The organism is Solibacillus isronensis (assembly GCF_900168685.1).
Lineage (GTDB): Bacteria > Bacillota > Bacilli > Bacillales_A > Planococcaceae > Solibacillus > Solibacillus isronensis_A.
The window spans coordinates 2,126,485-2,144,895 of the sequence record NZ_FVZN01000014.1; the positions used below are offsets into that span (position 1 = coordinate 2,126,485).

Consider the following 18,411-nt stretch of genomic DNA (forward strand, 5'->3'; position numbering starts at 1 on the left):
ACTTCCACCTCGCGAATCTTGTTTTATTTCAATCTTATTTTTTCGTTTTTTTCAATTTGTACAACATGACCGTCCTGGATAACTAAAGTCACTGTTCCATATTTAACGGATGCAACCGTATCTTTAATTTTCTCAAGCGTTTGGGTAATATCATTGGATTTCGTCATAATAAATGCCTCCTAATTTTCAGATGACCTCTTGTACTCTTTCCAGCAAAACATTCCGTACTTTTTCGTTATAGCCTAAATGGTTACATAAAATTACGGTAGACGGATCAAGGTCAAGCTCCCGTATTTTCTTTTCGATTCCTACACTTAAAAGTCCTGAAAACAATAAATAAGGTACAACAAAAACTTGCTTCATCTGCTTGGATTTCAGCTCAACTAATGTCTGTTCAAAAGACGGACCTGCACCATATAAAAAACAAGATTTCACTTCCCGAAAGCCGTAAGTTGCCTTTAGCTGTTCACTGATTATCGCCATATCTCTTACAACGGCATTGTCACTGCTACCTCTGCCGATCAATATAACTTCTGCATCCGCATTAATCGGCACCTGTTGTTCCATAATTCTTTCATAAGCTGTCTCAATTAAAAATGGATGAATTCCTAAAGGACGCCCGATTGTAAAATTCACATGTGGAAAACGTTCCTTTGCGATCTTTATTTCGGCCGGTATATCTTCATTAGCATGCTGGGCCGTTAATAATAAAATCGGGACAACCGATATATGTGTTGCACCTTGATTGACACAATTTGTAACACCTTCAACAATATTCGGCTCGACTAATTCCAAGAAGGCGGTTTCCTGAATTTCGACATCTACGAGAGACTTCGTTTTATCAAGAAAACGTACCGCTTCTTCAACACCTTTTTTCAAACGGGTGCCGTGCCCAACATACAAAATTGCTTTCATTACAGTCACCTGCTTTACACGATTTTTTCCTTCAATCTTTTATCCTGCTGTACTGTTTGTTCATACCATGCAATTTTTTCCCGTAATGCTACAACTTCACCCACGATAATGATGCTTGGATTTTTTACATCGTTTGCTCTAGCGATATCAACGATCGTACCAAGAGTGCCTGTAACCGTCTGCTGTTGCACAAAAGTTCCCATATGTACTAATGCAACGGGTGTTGATGCGTTACGTCCATACGTTAAAAGTTGCCGGCAAATATACGGCAAATTACCTACTCCCATATAGATAGCAAGTGTATCAATGCCCTTTGCAAGACTCTCCCATTGAATGGAATCGTCCTTTCCTTCACGCATATGTCCTGTGACAATCGCAAAACTGGAGCCTAATTCCCGATGTGTAACCGGTATACCTGCATATGCCGGAGCTGCAATGCCTGATGTAACTCCCGGCACGATTTCAAAAGGTATGCCATTTTCCGCTAACACTTCCGCTTCTTCAGCACCACGTCCAAAAACGAATGGATCGCCACCTTTTAATCGGGTAACCGTCTTACCTTGCAGAGCATGATGAACTAATGACAGGTTGATATTTTCCTGAATCATTGCATGACGGTTCGGCAATTTACCGCAAAATATTAACTGGGCCCCACGCTTTGCATAAGAAAGCAACTCATTATTAATTAATCGATCATATAGAATTACGTCTGCTTCTTGTATACAACGCAAGCCTTTTACAGTGATTAAATCAACATCACCAGGTCCTGCCCCAACAATATATACTTTCCCCATTAATTTACTCTCCTTTATGAAAACAAAAGTCCAATATTTATATAATAAACCATATGATACATGGAAATTTTCTACAAATCAATAAAACCAAGTAAAAAAATATGAATAATTAGATTAATAGTACAAACCGATTATTTGTTAATTGCTTTTAAAGTCTTTCATAAAAATAAGCTAAACAAATTCGTTTAGCCCATTTTTATGTTACACAACTTTATAGCGACCTAGCAGCTTGCGCCCTGCATATGCGAAAATCCGGTCCATAATAAAGCCCATTAACCCAAGAACGACAAGCCCTACAAAAATCCAGTCTGTTTTAAAGTACAGTCGTGCATTCCAGATCATAAAACCGATTCCTTCATTTGCAGCAACCATTTCCGCACCGACAATCGCCATGAACGATGAACCCATTGCAAGCTTCGCACCTGTGAATATGTACGGGATTGTTGCCGGAATAACGACATAAATAAGTGTTTGGAATTTCGAAGCTCCCATACTTTTAGCAGATAATAATTTATCATTTGAAATTGAAAGGACCCCTGTTAATGTATTAATCGTAATGACAAAAAATGTTGCGTAAACAATTAAAAATACTTTTGACTGTTCGCCAATCCCAAACCACAGCATAAATAGTGTAATGAATGCAAGCGGAGGGATGAAGCGCACAAAGTTAATAACCGGTTCAAACAGTGCCCGCACAAACTTGTTCGTTCCAATAAGCAGGCCGAATGGTACAGCAATTAAGAGCCCAAGTGTCCATCCAGCCAGCACCCGTAAGAAACTGTAGCCCATATAGAGAAACAACGTCCCATCACTGGCAATTTCAATCGCCCCGATCAATGTTAAATATGGGCTTGGCAAAAACATCGGTTCGGAAAACATCGATGCAATTTGCCATACGAGTAGAATGAATAACCAGCCTATAATCCCTGACTGTAAGATCAATTTACCGATTCGATTTTTCTTTTTCACCTTTACGACAGGTGCTACTTGCTGTCCTTTTTTCAGTTCAATCGTCGTCATAAGCTGCCTCCCTTAATTGTAAACAAAGCCTTTATTAAATCGTAAAGTCCTCAAAATGTGTCTGAACTTGCTTATAATGGTTGTTAAAATCAACACTTGTTATATCTCGGGGATAGGAAAGGTTTACGTCATAAGTCGTTTCGATTCTTGAATTCGGACCGACAGACATAATGCCAATCTTCTGACCTAAAAGAATCGCTTCCTGAATGTCATGTGTCACAAAGATAACGGTTTTATTTGTTTCCTTCCAAATTCGAATGAGCTCATTTTGCATCGTTCGTCGTGTCATCGCATCAAGTGCCCCAAACGGCTCATCCATTAATAAGATTTCCGGTTCATTTGCCAATACTCGGGCAAGCTGTACACGCTGCTTCATCCCGCCCGACAGATTATCAGGAAACTTTTTCGCATGGCCAAGTAAACCCGTTAGCTTTATGAAAGTATTGGCTACCTTTTTTCGCTTTTCTGCAGGCACATTCTTCATTTTTAAGCCAAATGAAATATTCTCCTCAACAGTTAACCAAGGGAACAATGCTGAATCCGCTGATTGAAAAACGAAACCACGTCCATCTCGGTTTTCTTCACGAGAAGTCACAATTTGCAATTCGCCAACCGACAAATCCAAAAATCCCGCAATAATATTCAGCAATGTCGATTTACCGCAGCCACTTGGTCCGAGAAGTACATAAAACTCGCCCTTCTTAATCGATAAATCTACATTTTTTAATACATACGTCGGATTTTCAATATCTGTTTGAAACGTTTTGGCACCATTTTTAATTACAATTGCTTCTTCTGTTATCGTATTCAGCATTGCCTTTTCCCCCTTAGTTAGTAAGTTACCTCGTCTTTCAATACTTGCTTTGCCGGATCTAAATACAGCTTTTCATCCAAATCAAAATCTTCATCCAAAATACCGCGCTCCAGCAAATACTCTTTCATATTGGATAAATGTGTATAATCTTCTTTCGTAAAACCGAGCGTATAGTTCACTCTTTTTAAATCAAGCATTATGTCTTCTTTTGCGATTTTCAACTCTTTATAGCCGATGTCAGCAGTACCTTCCGGGTTTGCCTTTACATATTCAACTCCTTGTTCAATGCCTTCAAGGAACTTCCCGATTTCTTCTGAATTTGCTTCTGCAAATTTACGGTCCACAATTAAATAGCTCGATACACTTAAATCAGGTACAGAACTCAATCGGTCGATTTCATGCACACCATCAATATTTTTGAATTTTTCTATTAAGGCACCAGATCCAATAACGACATCGATATCCCCTTTTTTCATTCCGACGATAGCTTCATCAAGTGTACTGTACGGTACATATTTAATGTCGTCCTCGCTAATACTGTAGTGCTCTAAGTATTTAGCCCATTGATATTCAAATACTGTTCCTTTTGCAACACCGATTTTTTTACCTTTAATATCCTCCGGTACTTCTATGCCCTTTACTGCCAAAATTTCCGACAGACTGACAGAGTTGAAATGCTCATCGCTCCCTGTCAGTGAAGAAACGACTACGAAATCACCTTTCCCTAGTGAGTTCAATAATGCATAATCTGCTGCCAATCCTGTATCCGCCTGCTTTGTCAAAACAGCGTTCACAGTATCGATTCCGTATGCAAAATTGGAAAGCTCTACATTCAATTCTCTATCCGCAAAGTAACTGTTATTAGCAGCGGCCCGAATTTGGAACGAGCCCCCTGCTGCTGTATCAATCGCTGCCCGAATTGTTTTGCCGCCAGCATTGGCTGAACTTGCATCATTACCGCATGCCGCCAATAGGAGCGCTGTTACTAATAAGAGCAGTAAATGTATTGATCCTTTTAATTTCATATTTTCACTCTTTCCATTAGCTAACTATTTTTATTTTAATACTAGGATTTATTTCAGATAATTTATGTTGTAATTTTCTTCGCCACTGCCTCATCATAACGCGCCACGCAAAGTGCTCCTTCTCCATAAGAGAAAGCTTCTTTAATCTCAGCAACTGAATGTGCCCCGCCTTCTGCCGCATTCGGCACGCGGAAATCTTTCACATCAATCGGCTTAATCTCAACTTCAACCGGTGTTTCCAATTGAGGTACCCAGTTGTATGGAACACGGTATGCGCGGTATACCATATTTGACCCTCGTTCATTTTTATAGGCAGATATATATTCCCATACAATCTCGTGGTCTGCCGTCACTTCAAAAATACGTCCATTCGAGCCTTCTGTAATTAGCGTATTGCCATTTTCCAAACGCTGTGCCGAACTTATATAAGGACTGTAAAATTTATAGGAATCCGTTGGTACTGAAAACTTCGCTTCAAGCCCCGTATATTGCCATACAATTTCAAGTGTAATCGGATCGATTTCCAAAATGCGGGAGTGATCGCGGATTGCTACTTTATTACCGTCAACGGAGTTTGGATTCGGTGCGCCATATCCTCCCCAGCCTCCGTTATCAAATACTAAAACATTGCCCTCACCTGGCAAACCTTTTGGAATGATATGTGCATGATGCTGTCCAATAATCCATCCTAAATGTTTCGTCTCCGGCGTGTCATAATCCGGTCCAAGTTGCCATACGATTTTCCCTGTTTCTTTACTTGTGATCGCAATAATATTTGCCTCACGCGCATCCCATATAATATTGTCCGGATGGAAACGCTCATCTCCGTTATCATAATGACGGTTCGGACCAACTAAAGAAATCGAATTAATGTGAAGCCAGTCGCCTGAATGATTACCGAAGAAACGTCGATTCGGCTCTTCATAAATCGCCTTTTTTGCTTCCTCACTAAAGTTAAGCTCATCGAAATGCTCATGTGCGTTCCATTCCCATACGATATTACCTTCCCAATCAACCTCAATGAATGCATCATCCAATAATGGGTGCTTGGAGATTTTCTCGTTCACTACATCACGGTGAACCAAAATCAATGTATTTCCCCCTGTTGTTTGCGGCTCCTGACCTGGTGCCGGATACCCTACAGGACTGCCCGTACGCTGATAGTCGTGGTGTGCACGTGCAACCCATCTTGCTTCGTGACCCGGATCTTCGATAAACTGATGCTTGTCAAATTTCCATACAACATTACCCTCAAAATCAATCTGTACTAAATCACCCTCATCTTGGAAACCGTACTGTGGGTCACGGTTAAACGTGTGCCCAAGCACAAAACCGCCCGGAAATACTTTGTTCGGGAAGCCGCGCAGCCCTTTCCACAAATGAACTTCTTTCCCGTTCATATCAATCAGTAATGCCCCTTCATTTGCTGCCTGGAAAATTGTAAAACCGCTTGCCGCCTTTTCTGGATTATAAACTGTTGCCCCTGTCGGATGAATTGTTGGATTTCCCATATATACCGCTCCCTTTTTATTATTTTTTCAAGTTAATCGTGTATTTTAGTTTTAATAAATGACCATTCAATAGTTATCAATTTCCTATGTTGTTTAAATACCTCCTTCCAAGACAACCTTTTAACAAAGGTTAAAAAGAAAAGGCACTAAAAATACAGCCTCCTCCAATGTGTTTGGTGAGAGAAACGTATTTTTAGCGCCTTTAGTTGTCTAATCAGCACTTTATTAAATTATTTTTTAAAGTAGTCGTTCACTTATCCAATCCCTAGTAAACTACTTAACTTTAAAAGTATTAACAGTATCGTACCGATTTAATTTATATTCGTCAAGTAGGTCTTTAAAATAATTTGAAATTTTCGGAAAACAAACAAGAAATCGCTAAACTTAAATAATCCGAGTTTAGCGATTTCTTTCAGTTTTCATACTTCTGTTTTCTTGCTACAAAAACAAGCAAAATAAGCATAAACATGGTCATGACAAAAAATGTTATGGCATCCCAAAACGCGGCACGATCACCTGTTCCGAGAAGGTTCATATAAATAGTAGTGTACGTATAATAAAGCTGTGGTACAAAATACAGCACTGCCAAAGTTAACGTTAAAACAACTCCAACTATGTAGAATACACTATAAAGGCGAATCAAATTCCATTCATTTTGGAATATTTCTTTATAATTTTCTCCATCTTTTTGATGATTTTTAAATAAGGAATTCAAATAGATCTTGCCGTTTTCCATTAAGTTATAACAGCCTGTTATATTTTCCACAACATAATAAACATCTGTTTTCATATAGAAACAGCATTGATATATAAATTTAATGAAAATATCCAACACGATAATCCCAAGAATTCCTATAATGCTCGCATCCGGAAAAAGAAGCATTACACCGAATGAAATGAAAAGAATTACCTGTTCGAAAGATATTCCAGCAAGGTACAGGATATTTCTTTTCTTAGGATCGAGCTTCCAAGCTTGAGTGAGATCTGTTTCAAAAACTATAAATATGAGCCGATTACCAATACTTAATTTAGCAGGCAAATCATGTGATCGAATGGCAAGAATATGTCCGAATTCATGAATTAAAATTAATACTAACGAAACTGATAGATACATAAAAATATTCAGCACCATGGAATCGAAAAGGAATATATCTTTGTAATGCGGGAAAAGTTCCGGATTCAGTATGAGAATGATAATGTTTGCAATGAGCAGAAGCAAGTAGATCTTGTTCATCGCTCCATTAAATAATAGACGTCCCACCGATTGCGGAATCCATAAGAAGCCGCCCGAACGTGCCGAAGATTTTGACTGTTCTTTTTGAACGAGCACACCATCTACTTCCTGAACAAGCCCTAACTCCAACAGCTGCTCAACAAAATCAACAATATTCACTTCTTCATCTGGATACGATTTTTTTAATGCATGTTCAATGGAAACGAGTTCCTCACCTTGTTCCAAACGTTTGATGGCATCAACACCAATCTCAGGCAATTCAAAGAAATCCCCGGAAATCGGCTCCTCTACAATATAATGTTTTTTATCTTTTCGAATGGATAATGGGTACAACGTTATTTCAGATTGTAAGGATACCTTCAATATATAGCCTCCTCTTTAAATTAAAATAGGATGCTATTATTTAGCATCCTAAGTATGTACCTACTTATTTTGGAATAAGGAAACACCAAAAGCAAGTAACTTTGATTTTATTAAGTTTACGAATTTTCAATCTTCTTCCCCCCTCTCAAGTCTACACCTTTACAATAAGTTTTAGAAATTTGCACCCAATCAGGATAAATCTGTTTAAATAATTCTACCAGTTGTGGATCGAATTGGCTTCCTTGACCATCGAGAATTCGTTGATATGCTACTTCAAACTGAAGTGCAGGACGATAAGACCTAGATGATGTCATTGCATCAAAAGCATCGGCTACCGCTGTAACTCTCGCTAAAAATGGGATATTTTCCCCTGAGAGTCCATTTGGATAACCTTTTCCATCCCATCTTTCATGGTGATAGTAAATTACTCCTATATTATCTGCAATTCCTTCAACATCTCTGATAGCTTCTGCTCCAACCACAGGGTGCGTCTTAATTATATCAAATTCTTCGTCCGTCAACATACCAGGCTTTGTCAAAATGGAGTCTGGAATACTAACTTTTCCAATATCGTGTAATAGGCAGGCATAATAAAAATAATTTAACTCAGATGGTTTAAATTTCCCTGTAGCTTCTGCCATTTTCATTGCATAAGCAGCAACCCGTTCACTATGGCCACGCGTATATGGATCCTTCAATTCCAATGTAGCAATGACACCTTTAACAATGCCTTCCAATTGTTCATCATATGAGTTCTTCAAAGCTTTTATATAATTTAATATCCGATGTAGCAGTATAAAAGCAATAAATGAACACACTATCATTATGATTATGGGAAACATGACTATCGGATCCTGTATAACTATTCCTACTATAATATATTTTACAATCAAGCCAATTGATACATAATATGTAAATTTTTTAGTTACAAATATAGGTGAGAACAGAATAAATATAATCTCAACTAAATTCCCACTAGTATACGAATGAGAACTATCTTTATAATACAATATATCTGAAAATAGATTAGTGGTAAAGTACTCAATAAATATTATATATTTTACAAATTCTGTTTTGTTTACCTTAATTAAATATATAGATAAAGGTATCAAACCAAGTATTACTCCATATTTAACATACATAAAATTATACCATATTATACTTTTATCATTCACGTCATGCCAAGGAAATGCAGGAAAAAGATCATAGTATAATATGTCATACACAAAAAATACGACATAGAATAACCATAAAAATAATATTGTTGAACGTTTTTCTTCTAGTAAAAATGTTGTTTTTTTCATTATTTACCTCACAATTTAATTACAAATCAATAGACCTTATGTTCCAAATTTAATTATAACACGATATTGGAAATTAGTTCTATATATCCATGATTTAAATTTCTCATTTTCTTATTTATTTCCTCTTTTATCGTTCTTATATCTCTTTTGTACCTATAATTAACTTTTTATAATTTTCTATATTTCAATTTGAATACTAATATATTCTTTTACAATACTCTTTTATTTAATACAACTCAATTCCTAATTTATATATTTCAATTAGTATAAGTTTATAGCATTTTATTCTAAAACACCTAAACCAAAAGACTCATTTCTATAAAACAAAGTCATCCCTCTTCTAAAAATAAAAAACCTAATCCAGCTTAGGATTAGGTCGATTTTTATTGAATATTACTTTATAAACAATTAAAACGGATACTCTCGTGGGTCTGTCTGAACAGAAATCCATTTTGTTGTTGTAAATTCATGGATAGCCCATTCACCACCATATCGGCCTAAACCTGAAGCTTTCTCTCCGCCAAACGCAACGATCGGTTCATCATTAACTCCCTGATCATTGACGTGAATCATTCCTGTAATAATTTGTTTAGCCACTTCAACACCATGTTCTGTTGTACCGGCATGAACGGCACCGCTTAGTCCATAGTCACTGTCATTGGCAACGCGAATCGCTTCTTCCTCACTATCTACAACGATTACACCTACAGCAGGTCCGAAAATTTCCTCCTGTGCTATCGGCATATCATTCGTTACATTAATCAAAATAGTTGGAGCTAGTACATTCCCTTTTACTTCCCCTTGGAGGGCATATTCTGCTCCTTTTTCAATACTTTGGTCGATTAATCTCTGAATTCGTTCGATTTGTTTATTATTAATAAGCGGACCGACAACCACATCATCATTTTTTGGATCTCCATATTTAATTTTGGATGCTCTATCCACAAATGCTTTTATAAACGCATCATACGCTGGACGTTCAACAACAATCCGATTCAGCGACATACAAATCTGTCCACTGTTTAAAAATTTGCCAAATGCGGCAGAAGCAGCTGCTCTTTGAACATCTGCATCTTTCAAGACGAGCATGACATTGTTTCCACCAAGTTCTAAAGCTACACGTTTTAAGTTTCTGCCGCATACCTCTCCAATATGGCGTCCTACTTCTGTAGAGCCGGTAAAAGAAATAATTTGAGGAATAGGATGCTCAACAAATGCATCTTTAATTTCAGATGAGCTACAAACTGTAACATTTAACAATCCTTTAGGGATGCCGGCCTCCTCAAAAATTTCAGCTAAAATAAGTCCACCCGAAATCATCGTCTGCAGATCCGGTTTAAGTACAACCCCATTACCAGTTGCCAAAGCAGGTGCAAGGGAACGCATCGTTAAATGGAACGGGAAGTTAAATGGACTAATAATCCCCACTACCCCAGCCGGATTGTGATACACTCGGTTCTCTTTCCCAGGAATGATGGATGGCATGATTTTCCCATGCATCCGAAGAGGAAACGTAGCAGCCTCTTTCATAATGCCAATCGCACCACTAATTTCAATATTGGCTTTTGTATGGGAAGCCCCATTTTCCTCCACTAAAATTTGCACGATTTCTTCTCTTTTTCGCTCTACAATTTGGGCAGCTTTTTCTATAATCGCTTGTCTTTGATAAGCATTGACCTGTTCCCATTCTTTTTGTGCTTCTTTGGCCGCTTGATACGCCTCATCTATGTCTTGTTCATTTGCCAACCGAATTTCCGCAATCGTTTCCTCGTTGTAAGGATTCTGGTCTACGTATACTCTTTCGCTGTTTCCTTCTCTCCATTCGCCACCAATAAACTGCTTATTCCACTTTTTATTCATAGGTATCATCCTTTCCAACGTTTAGTGCAGTAGAATTTTATTCAAAATGCCATACCTCTTACCTTAGTGCATGTACATATATCACTTAGTACCCTTGATTCGTCATTTTATTACTACAAATATCATTTTCTTTAATAAAATCATTCTCTTCTACTTAAACATTTTGCCACGTTAGTATAAGTGAAAATCTTCACAATATACGTAAATTACGAATGCATTTCCAAATACGCATTGAAATAAACTGAAAAACATACTATTATTGCTAGTGAAATATTGGTAATATTATGTAAAAATAGTAAGGAGGTCCATATGAAACTACGTGTATCAACGGTTCAATACCATCTTCATACGATTCGATCATTTGAGGATTTTGCTCAGCAAGTAGAATATTACGTACGAGCTGCGCTAGAGTTCGAGACAGATTTTATTTTATTTCCTGAGTTTTTTACTACGCAGCTGTTATCAATAGGCAACGATAAAGGAGAGCCACTTTCCATCAATGAGCTTCCTGATTTTACAGTGCAGTACCTTGATTTATTTACAAGTTTAGCCGTTAAAACAAAGACGCATATTATCGGCGGTACCCATGTCATACGGAATAATGACAAACTCTACAATGTCGCTCACTTATTTTATCCGGATGGCACGGTTGCCACACAGGCGAAACTTCATATTACCCCAACCGAGGTAAACGAGTGGAATATGGCGGCAGGTGATGAGTTACACCTTTTTGATACAGAAAAAGGTAGAATTGCAATCTTAACATGTTACGATATCGAGTTCCCTGAAATCGTACGAATGGCAAAAGCTCGTGGCGCGGATGTTATCTTTTGCCCATCTTGTACCGATGATCGCCATGGCTTCCATCGTGTTCGATATACAAGTCATGCCCGCGCTATTGAAAACCAGGTATATGTCGTTACCGCTTCTACTGTCGGGTCGCTCCCTACCATTGATTTTATGCGCATGAATTTTGGACAGTCCGCCATTATTGCACCAAATGATGTCCCGTTTCCACCGCGTGGAATCGTCGTTGAAGGAGAGCTCAATAACGATATGGTTGTTACGGGGGATTTAGATCTGGCACTGCTTTATCAAGTACGCGAAAAGGGCTCTGTAACAACGTGGCGTGACCGTCGTACCGATTTATACAATGACTGGGAAAGCAGTTTTATCAATGTACCGTAAACAGTTTTATGTGTTTCAAGACAGCAAGCCGATCCTTGCGACAATCCGGAATTACACGCCTGCAGATTTTGATGCCCTTATCCGTATTCAACAGGATTGCTTTCCTCCTCCATTCCCTTCAGAGCTATGGTGGAGTAAAGAACAGCTTGTAAGTCATGTAACACATTTCCCGGAAGGAACACTTTGCATTGAAGTGGATGGGCAACTCGTCGGTTCCATGACATCGTTGCTCGTTGATTTTGACCCAAACGATCCCATACATACGTGGGAGGACAAAACCGATAACGGCTATATTCGAACTCATAATCCAAATGGCGATACGCTCTACATTGTTGATCTTTGTGTGCGCCCAGCTTATCGCAGTTTAGGGCTTGGCAAGTGGCTCATGCTTTCGATGTACGAAATCGTCATTGAGCAAAAGCGCGTTCGTCTGCTTGGCGGCAGCCGGATGCCGAATTATCATCACCATGCCGAACAGCTTTCACCAGAAGCGTATATCGAAGCCGTTTTGCGTGGTGAAATACACGACCAGGTCATTTCGTTTCTACTACGCTGCGGTCGCATGCCGATACAAGTTGTACCCCACTATTTAGAGGATGAAGAGTCGCATCATTATGGTGTGTTAATGGAATGGCGCAATCCTTTCGTCCAAATCAAGGAGGCTTATTAATGGATTATCATCGCATAACATCAATTACAGATCCACTGTTTGCAGATATGTATGAACTATTAAAAACGGTGTTTCCACCAGAGGAAGTATTAGCATTTGATTTATGGAAAGAACCGCTGGAGGATCCAAGCATTCGCGTATTTGTCGCTGTCCATGAAGGTGAAGTCGTTGGAACAACAGAGTACCGTTATTATAAAGATTTGAATGTTGGCATGACTGATTTTACAATTATCGGCCGAGAAGGTATTGGCGTCGGTCGTTTCTTAGCGACAAAACGTGCGGCAGATTTACAAGCATTGGCACAGGAAAACAACAAGCAAATGGCGGGCATGTTTGCAGAAATCTATGACCCGTATCGTGTAGACGATCACGGCTTTGGCGGAGTAAAACCAATGGACCCGTTCGTACGCCGTGAAGTGTTATCACATTTAGGCTACAAACGGCTAAACTTCCCATACGTCCATCCATCATGGCAGTTGGACGGAAAAGCTGTAAGCGGACTTGATCTATGCTTTATGCCCGCTGACTACGAACAAACCGAGTTAAATGCATCACTGATTGCGACATTTTTAAAGACGTACTATGCAGTATTGCCGGAAAAGCCAGATGCATGGGTAAAGATGATCGAGCAGCTTGATGTAAAGGAAAGTGTTGAGTTGGTGGCGATTTAATAGTATTTAATTATATTGATCGTGCACTCAGTTAACTGTTTCTCACAAATAAAAACCACCAGTTGAACTGGTGGTTTTCTCTGCGCGTGAAACGCTGGGTTACTGGCCCACGTCTAAAGACGCTCTGAAAGGTCTGCCAACCGCACTACGTTTCCGACTACCGCTAAAGCGGTGTACTTATTTTTTTCTTCGATTTAGTTCTTCCCCTGTGAATGGGTCAATAAATTCTTTCATTGTCATCTGATCTTCCAGCAGATCTTCCTGCAATTGATTTTTTATATATTCTTGAATGACTTTTCTGTTTCGCCCTACTGTATCCACATAATATCCTCGACACCAAAATTTTCGGTTGCCATATTTATATTTCAAATTTGCATGTCGATCGAATATCATCAAACTGCTTTTCCCTTTAAGATAACCCACAAACGCAGATACACTAAGCTTCGGTGGAATACTCACTAACATATGTATATGATCGGGACACGCTGTAGCTTCAATAATCTCTACGCCTTTTCTTTCACACAGTTGACGTAATATTTTACCGATATCTGCTTTTATTTTCCCATAGATCATTCTTCTTCTGTATTTTGGCGCAAACACGATGTGATACTTACAATTCCATGTTGTATGTGCTAAACTTTTATTATCCAATATTGGAGCTCCTTTCGTACGTAATCGGTTGACCAGACCTGATTTTATTGTACGACTGGAGTATTTTTTTTGTCCATAGCTAAAAGCTTTTTAGAACCCCCCGCATAGCAGGGGGTTTTCGTTTCCATAACAAAGCACTTCAGATTCTAAGTACTATAGAAACTGAAGTGCTTTTAAATTGTCAGAAACGCTAAATTACAGATTAAAGTGGAACTTTTTGCTGTATATATGGATTAACCGGACGTTTTAAGCCAAGATTTTCACGTAATGTCGTACCTGCATACTCCGTTTTAAATATTCCTCGTCGCTGCAATTCTGGAATTACTAGTTCTACAATGTCGTTGAAGCCTTGCGGGAAAGTTGGTGCCATTATATTAAAACCATCAGCCGCTTCATTTTCAAACCATTCCTGCAACTGATCGGCCACTTGGGTTGGCGTCCCGATAATTTCGCGATGCCCGCGAGCCCCTGCAATATTGTTGTATAATTCCCTCAAAGTTGTTAACCCTTTTGCCTCTACAATACCTTTCACAATACTCGTTCGAATATTCGGGTTCGTGCCGTCAATTTGCTGACCGTTAAAATCTGGAATTGGCCCTTCAAAGTCGTGCTCCGATAAATCTACCCCTGTAAAGCCGGATAGATAAGCCAACCCTACTTCTGGCGTGATATAGTTATTTAATTGCTGGTGTTTCGCAATTGCTTCCTCTTCTGTTTCAGCTACAACAATGAAAGCCCCTGGCAATATTTTAAGGTCTTCAGGATTACGACCGTATTTTGCTAAACGGCCTTTAACATCTTTATAAAATGCTTGTGCATCCTCCAGTGTTTGCCATGCTGTAAAAATAACTTCAGCTGTTTTCGCAGCCAGCTCTTTTCCTGCCTCCGAAGAGCCTGCCTGTACGATTACCGGATGGCCTTGTGGTGTGGACGGCGCATCCAATGTTCCTTTCAGTTTAAAGAATTTCCCCTCATGATTTATTTCAGTCACTTTATTTAAGTTGTAATAATGACTATTTTCCTTATCAATTACCAATGCCTCTTCATCTATCGAATACCATAGCTTTTTCACAACATCTACAAATTCATCTGCACGTTCATAACGTTCTGCGTGTTGAAAGTGTGCATCACGGCCAAACAGCAATGCCTCTCGCTCATTGGCTGAAGTCACAACATTCCAGGCTGCACGGCCGTTTGATAAATGATCAATTGCTGCAAACTTACGTGCTACATGAAACGGTTCATTATACGATGTTGTTAATGTTGCTGTTAAACCGATATTTTTCGTGACAGCAGCTAATGCAGAAATAATCACGACCGGATCCAGCTTCAATCCTGAGTGTGCATTTTCTAAAATCGGCTGACCAAATACATCTGCAAAAAATAAATTATCAAACTTACCGCGCTCCGCAACTTGTGCGATTTCTGTTAAATAGGCTAAATCTGTTACTTTACGAACTTCGGTTTCTGGATGTCTCCAGCTCGCAACATGGTGACCCGGCAGATTAATAAACGCACCTAAACTTAATTGTCTTTTTGTCATTTTAATATTCTCCTTTTTCGTTGAATTTAGTTAAAAACTTTATTTGGCATATGGATTGTATTCATTTGTGAATAGATTCTCTAACTTCACTTGACCCTTTGGTAAATCACCATTCTCCACTAACCAGTCAATCCAGATTTGGAATTCCTTTTCTGCAATTTGTCCACCTTCTTCAGCAATCCCTGTGCTTTGCCAGTATTTTAAATTTTCCGTTGTTTCACTACCTTCACGTGCAGAAACAATTTCCTCAAATTTTGCAATGACTTCTTCACGGGGTGTTGTTCTAGCCCATTCAATTGCTTTCGAAACTCCTTCTACAAATGTTTTAACTGTGTCAGGATTTTCTTCAATATACTTTTCAGTAAAAAAGAATTCGCCTGCTGTAAATTCACCAAATAAATCGGTATCTTTAAATACCGGATAAATGCCGCCAGTTTCTAAAGCGCGTTCTTTCCCGATACCACTAAGTGCTACAACATCGATTTGACCAGCCCGTAAAATTTGCTCTGCACTTGCGCCTGGTACAACGACTAATTGAACCCCTTGAATTTCATCTTCTGTTAAACCGCCATCACGTAAAAATTGTTTTACTGCAAACTCAGAGTGCGCTCCTAATGTGTTCATTCCGATTTTCTTGCCGATTAAATCTTTCGCTGTTTTAATGCCACTGTCGTCCAATGTGTAATAGCCGATAAATGTATTTTCATCACTTCCGTAAGAGCCTACAACAGATTTAATCTTTATACCTTGTGCATAGGATTTAATAATGGCACCGTTAAATGCTGAACCGAAATCTATTTCGCCTGTTGCTGTTAGTTGAATACTTTCTGGACCGCCGACCATATCACTTACTTTTTCCAGCTCTAAATCCCCCAGATAACCAAGGGCCTCCGCTAATTCAGGGAATATTATATTTCCTGGTGTGCTTTGATATTGTATAACTCGATCTTGACCATTTGCGCTTGCTGTACTCCGTGAATCATTTTTTGAGCACGCTGCTAAAGCTCCCAGACTTACACTTAATACGACTAATAACAACCAAATCTTTTTCATGCTACGATTCCCCTTTTCCTGTTTAAACACAATATACATAACTAAACAAATAAAATTAGTAGGTTTTAGTTAAAAATAAAATATTTACTGTTTCCATCGCGAGAAGTAGCGCTCTGCACCTGAGAGGCCATAGTTAATCAATAAGCCTAATAATGCAATAGTAATAATGCCCGCATACATTTCAGCTATCAGGAAATTATATTGCGAATACGTAATAAAATAACCAAGTCCCGCTTTTGCACCAATCATCTCAGCAGCAATCAATACTAAAATCGCACCCGTCCCCGCCATACGAATACCAGTAAAAATCGTCGGGACCGACGCAGGTAAAATAACTTTGTAAAACAATTTAAACGAAGAAATATTCATTGAGAAAGCTGATTTGATTAATAATGGATCCACATTTTTTACAGCAGAAATAGTATTTAATAAAACGGGCCAAGTACATGCATATAAGACAATTGATATTTTAGAAACTTCACCAATCCCTAACAGTAAAATAAATACCGGTAACAGCGCTAATGCTGCTGTGTTACGGAATAGCTCCAAGATTGGTGTTAGTAACTCTCTTGCTAACGGATACCATCCAATTAGCAGACCTAATGGTATCGCTATGACTAATGCTAATGCAAAGCCAAAAAGTGAGCGTAAAATACTCGCCTCAAAATGTCTCCATATTTCTCCTGTTATAAATAGGTCCCACCATGCAAGAATGACCTCGGAAAATGGCGGTAAAAACGTCTTGTCTACAAAATCTAGCTGTGGGGCCAGCTCCCATAATAATACAAACAAAATAAGTACGATTGATTTCTTAAAGGCTTTTATTATGATTGAAAGTGATTTTCCGGAAGCCCTATGTCGTTTATTCGGTTCTTCGATTTGCGTCGGTTTATTTAGTGTTACCATCTAAAAACCCCCTTCTTAAATGTGTGCGCCTTGATATTCCGGTTCATGCAATAAACTCCATACCTCATGCCTCGCTTTTACGAATGCAGGGTTTGATTTAATATCTGCGTCTGCTAAACGATTGTTCAATGGAATATCTATAATCTTTTTGACAGTACCTGGATTGGCTGAAAGAACAACAACCCGTTCTCCTAAGTACACGGCCTCATCAATTCCATGGGTAATGAAAATAATTGTCTTACCTGTCTTCTTCCAAATGCGCAATAATTCCGTTTGTAATGTTTCACGAGTTTGCGCATCTAATGCGGCAAATGGTTCGTCCATTAATAATACATCTGGATTGAATGCTAAACTCCGCGCAATTGCTACACGCTGCTTCATCCCCCCTGATAATTCATGCGGATAGCGATCAGAATAGTTTTTCAAGCCTACTAGGTCCAAATAATAGTCGGTTCTTTCTTGCCACTCCTTTTTCGGAATGCCTTTCGCTTCTAACCCAAATTCAATGTTGCCGCGTGCAGTTTTCCATGGAAATAATGCATACTGTTGAAAGACAATCCCACGGTCCAGTCCTGGTCCCCTAATTTCACGACCATCAATAAGAATCCTGCCTTTTGTCGGATTCGTTAAACCTGTCAACAAATCGAGTAATGTAGATTTTCCACATCCGCTCGGCCCTACTAAAGTAATGAATTCACCCTCCTTTACTGAGAAGTCAATGCCTTGAATAGCGGTAAACTCACGTTGTGCCCCTTTTCTGTTTTCATCTCGGACTAAGAAGTTTTTGGAGACGTGTTCAAACTTGATTTTTTCCATTGCTAACCCTCCAATTTCATACAATTCCAATTAAAATAGTATGATTATTGTAAAAATTTTTTTATATGAATCG

18 protein-coding genes are annotated in these 18,411 nt (G+C 38.8%); 3 read left to right on the forward strand and 15 right to left on the reverse strand.

The window, feature by feature from the left end; translation table 11 throughout:
* Positions 1-23: 23 nt before the first annotated feature.
* The 10 genes from B5473_RS19335 to B5473_RS19380 form a co-directional block, all read right to left on the reverse strand.
* Complete coding sequence (locus tag B5473_RS19335; protein WP_079528197.1) at positions 24-167, reverse strand: YezD family protein; 144 nt, start codon at positions 165-167, stop codon at positions 24-26.
* A 19-nt stretch (positions 168-186) separates the two neighbouring features.
* Positions 187-915 (reverse strand): sirohydrochlorin chelatase, encoded by a 729-nt coding sequence (locus B5473_RS19340; RefSeq protein WP_079528200.1) that lies wholly within the window; start codon positions 913-915, stop codon positions 187-189.
* Between the two features lie 14 nt (positions 916-929).
* Entirely contained in the window at positions 930-1,709 is a 780-nt protein-coding gene (gene cobA / locus B5473_RS19345; RefSeq protein ID WP_079528202.1) for a uroporphyrinogen-III C-methyltransferase, read from the reverse strand.
* Between the two features lie 201 nt (positions 1,710-1,910).
* A complete protein-coding gene (locus B5473_RS19350; RefSeq protein WP_079528204.1) occupies positions 1,911-2,729 on the reverse strand; it encodes an ABC transporter permease in 819 nt (272 codons plus the stop codon).
* 34 nt (positions 2,730-2,763) lie between these two features.
* Entirely contained in the window at positions 2,764-3,543 is a 780-nt protein-coding gene (locus B5473_RS19355; protein ID WP_079528206.1) for an ABC transporter ATP-binding protein, read from the reverse strand.
* A gap of 17 nt (positions 3,544-3,560) precedes the next feature.
* A complete protein-coding gene (locus tag B5473_RS19360; RefSeq protein WP_079528209.1) occupies positions 3,561-4,568 on the reverse strand; it encodes an ABC transporter substrate-binding protein in 1,008 nt (335 codons plus the stop codon).
* Between the two features lie 62 nt (positions 4,569-4,630).
* On the reverse strand, positions 4,631-6,079 hold the full coding sequence (locus tag B5473_RS19365) for an aryl-sulfate sulfotransferase (RefSeq protein WP_079528211.1): 1,449 nt from the start codon (positions 6,077-6,079) through the stop codon (positions 4,631-4,633).
* Between the two features lie 412 nt (positions 6,080-6,491).
* The gene (locus B5473_RS19370) at positions 6,492-7,676 is read right to left on the reverse strand and encodes a peptidase (RefSeq protein ID WP_079528213.1); all 1,185 of its coding nucleotides are present in this window, start codon (positions 7,674-7,676) and stop codon (positions 6,492-6,494) included.
* A gap of 116 nt (positions 7,677-7,792) precedes the next feature.
* The gene (locus B5473_RS19375; protein WP_079528215.1) at positions 7,793-8,980 is read right to left on the reverse strand and encodes an HD-GYP domain-containing protein; all 1,188 of its coding nucleotides are present in this window, start codon (positions 8,978-8,980) and stop codon (positions 7,793-7,795) included.
* Between the two features lie 408 nt (positions 8,981-9,388).
* Positions 9,389-10,840: an aldehyde dehydrogenase family protein gene (locus B5473_RS19380; protein WP_079528217.1), complete on the reverse strand. Its 1,452-nt coding sequence runs from the start codon at positions 10,838-10,840 to the stop codon at positions 9,389-9,391.
* Between the two features lie 309 nt (positions 10,841-11,149).
* On the opposite strand from B5473_RS19380, the gene B5473_RS19385 reads away from it, so the two are divergent.
* The 3 genes from B5473_RS19385 to B5473_RS19395 are packed head-to-tail and all read left to right on the forward strand — an operon-like array spanning position 11,150 to position 13,369.
* Positions 11,150-12,028, forward strand: coding sequence for a carbon-nitrogen hydrolase family protein (locus B5473_RS19385; RefSeq protein WP_079528219.1), 879 nt, complete (start codon positions 11,150-11,152; stop codon positions 12,026-12,028).
* Positions 12,018-12,698, forward strand: a complete 681-nt coding sequence (locus tag B5473_RS19390; protein WP_079528221.1) for a GNAT family N-acetyltransferase — start codon at positions 12,018-12,020, stop codon at positions 12,696-12,698. The genes B5473_RS19385 and B5473_RS19390 overlap by 11 nt, the downstream gene beginning before the upstream one ends.
* Complete coding sequence (locus tag B5473_RS19395) at positions 12,698-13,369, forward strand: GNAT family acetyltransferase (protein ID WP_079528223.1); 672 nt, start codon at positions 12,698-12,700, stop codon at positions 13,367-13,369. Before B5473_RS19390 ends, B5473_RS19395 begins: the two co-directional genes overlap by 1 nt.
* Before the next feature lie 177 nt (positions 13,370-13,546).
* On the opposite strand, the gene tnpA is transcribed toward B5473_RS19395, so the two are convergent.
* The 5 genes from tnpA to B5473_RS19420 all read right to left on the reverse strand — a co-directional run bounded on the left by tnpA (position 13,547) and on the right by B5473_RS19420 (position 18,338).
* Positions 13,547-14,020: an IS200/IS605 family transposase gene (gene tnpA, locus B5473_RS19400; RefSeq protein WP_139377765.1), complete on the reverse strand. Its 474-nt coding sequence runs from the start codon at positions 14,018-14,020 to the stop codon at positions 13,547-13,549.
* A gap of 202 nt (positions 14,021-14,222) precedes the next feature.
* Positions 14,223-15,563 carry an LLM class flavin-dependent oxidoreductase gene (locus tag B5473_RS19405; protein WP_079528225.1) on the reverse strand — a complete coding sequence of 447 codons (1,341 nt, stop codon included), beginning with the start codon at positions 15,561-15,563 and terminating at the stop codon, positions 14,223-14,225.
* A 39-nt stretch (positions 15,564-15,602) separates the two neighbouring features.
* A complete protein-coding gene (locus B5473_RS19410; protein ID WP_079528227.1) occupies positions 15,603-16,616 on the reverse strand; it encodes an ABC transporter substrate-binding protein in 1,014 nt (337 codons plus the stop codon).
* An 84-nt stretch (positions 16,617-16,700) separates the two neighbouring features.
* Positions 16,701-17,522 (reverse strand): ABC transporter permease, encoded by an 822-nt coding sequence (locus B5473_RS19415; RefSeq protein ID WP_079528230.1) that lies wholly within the window; start codon positions 17,520-17,522, stop codon positions 16,701-16,703.
* Positions 17,523-17,537: 15 nt separating this feature from the next.
* Entirely contained in the window at positions 17,538-18,338 is an 801-nt protein-coding gene (locus tag B5473_RS19420; RefSeq protein ID WP_079528232.1) for an ABC transporter ATP-binding protein, read from the reverse strand.
* Positions 18,339-18,411 lie beyond the last annotated feature (73 nt).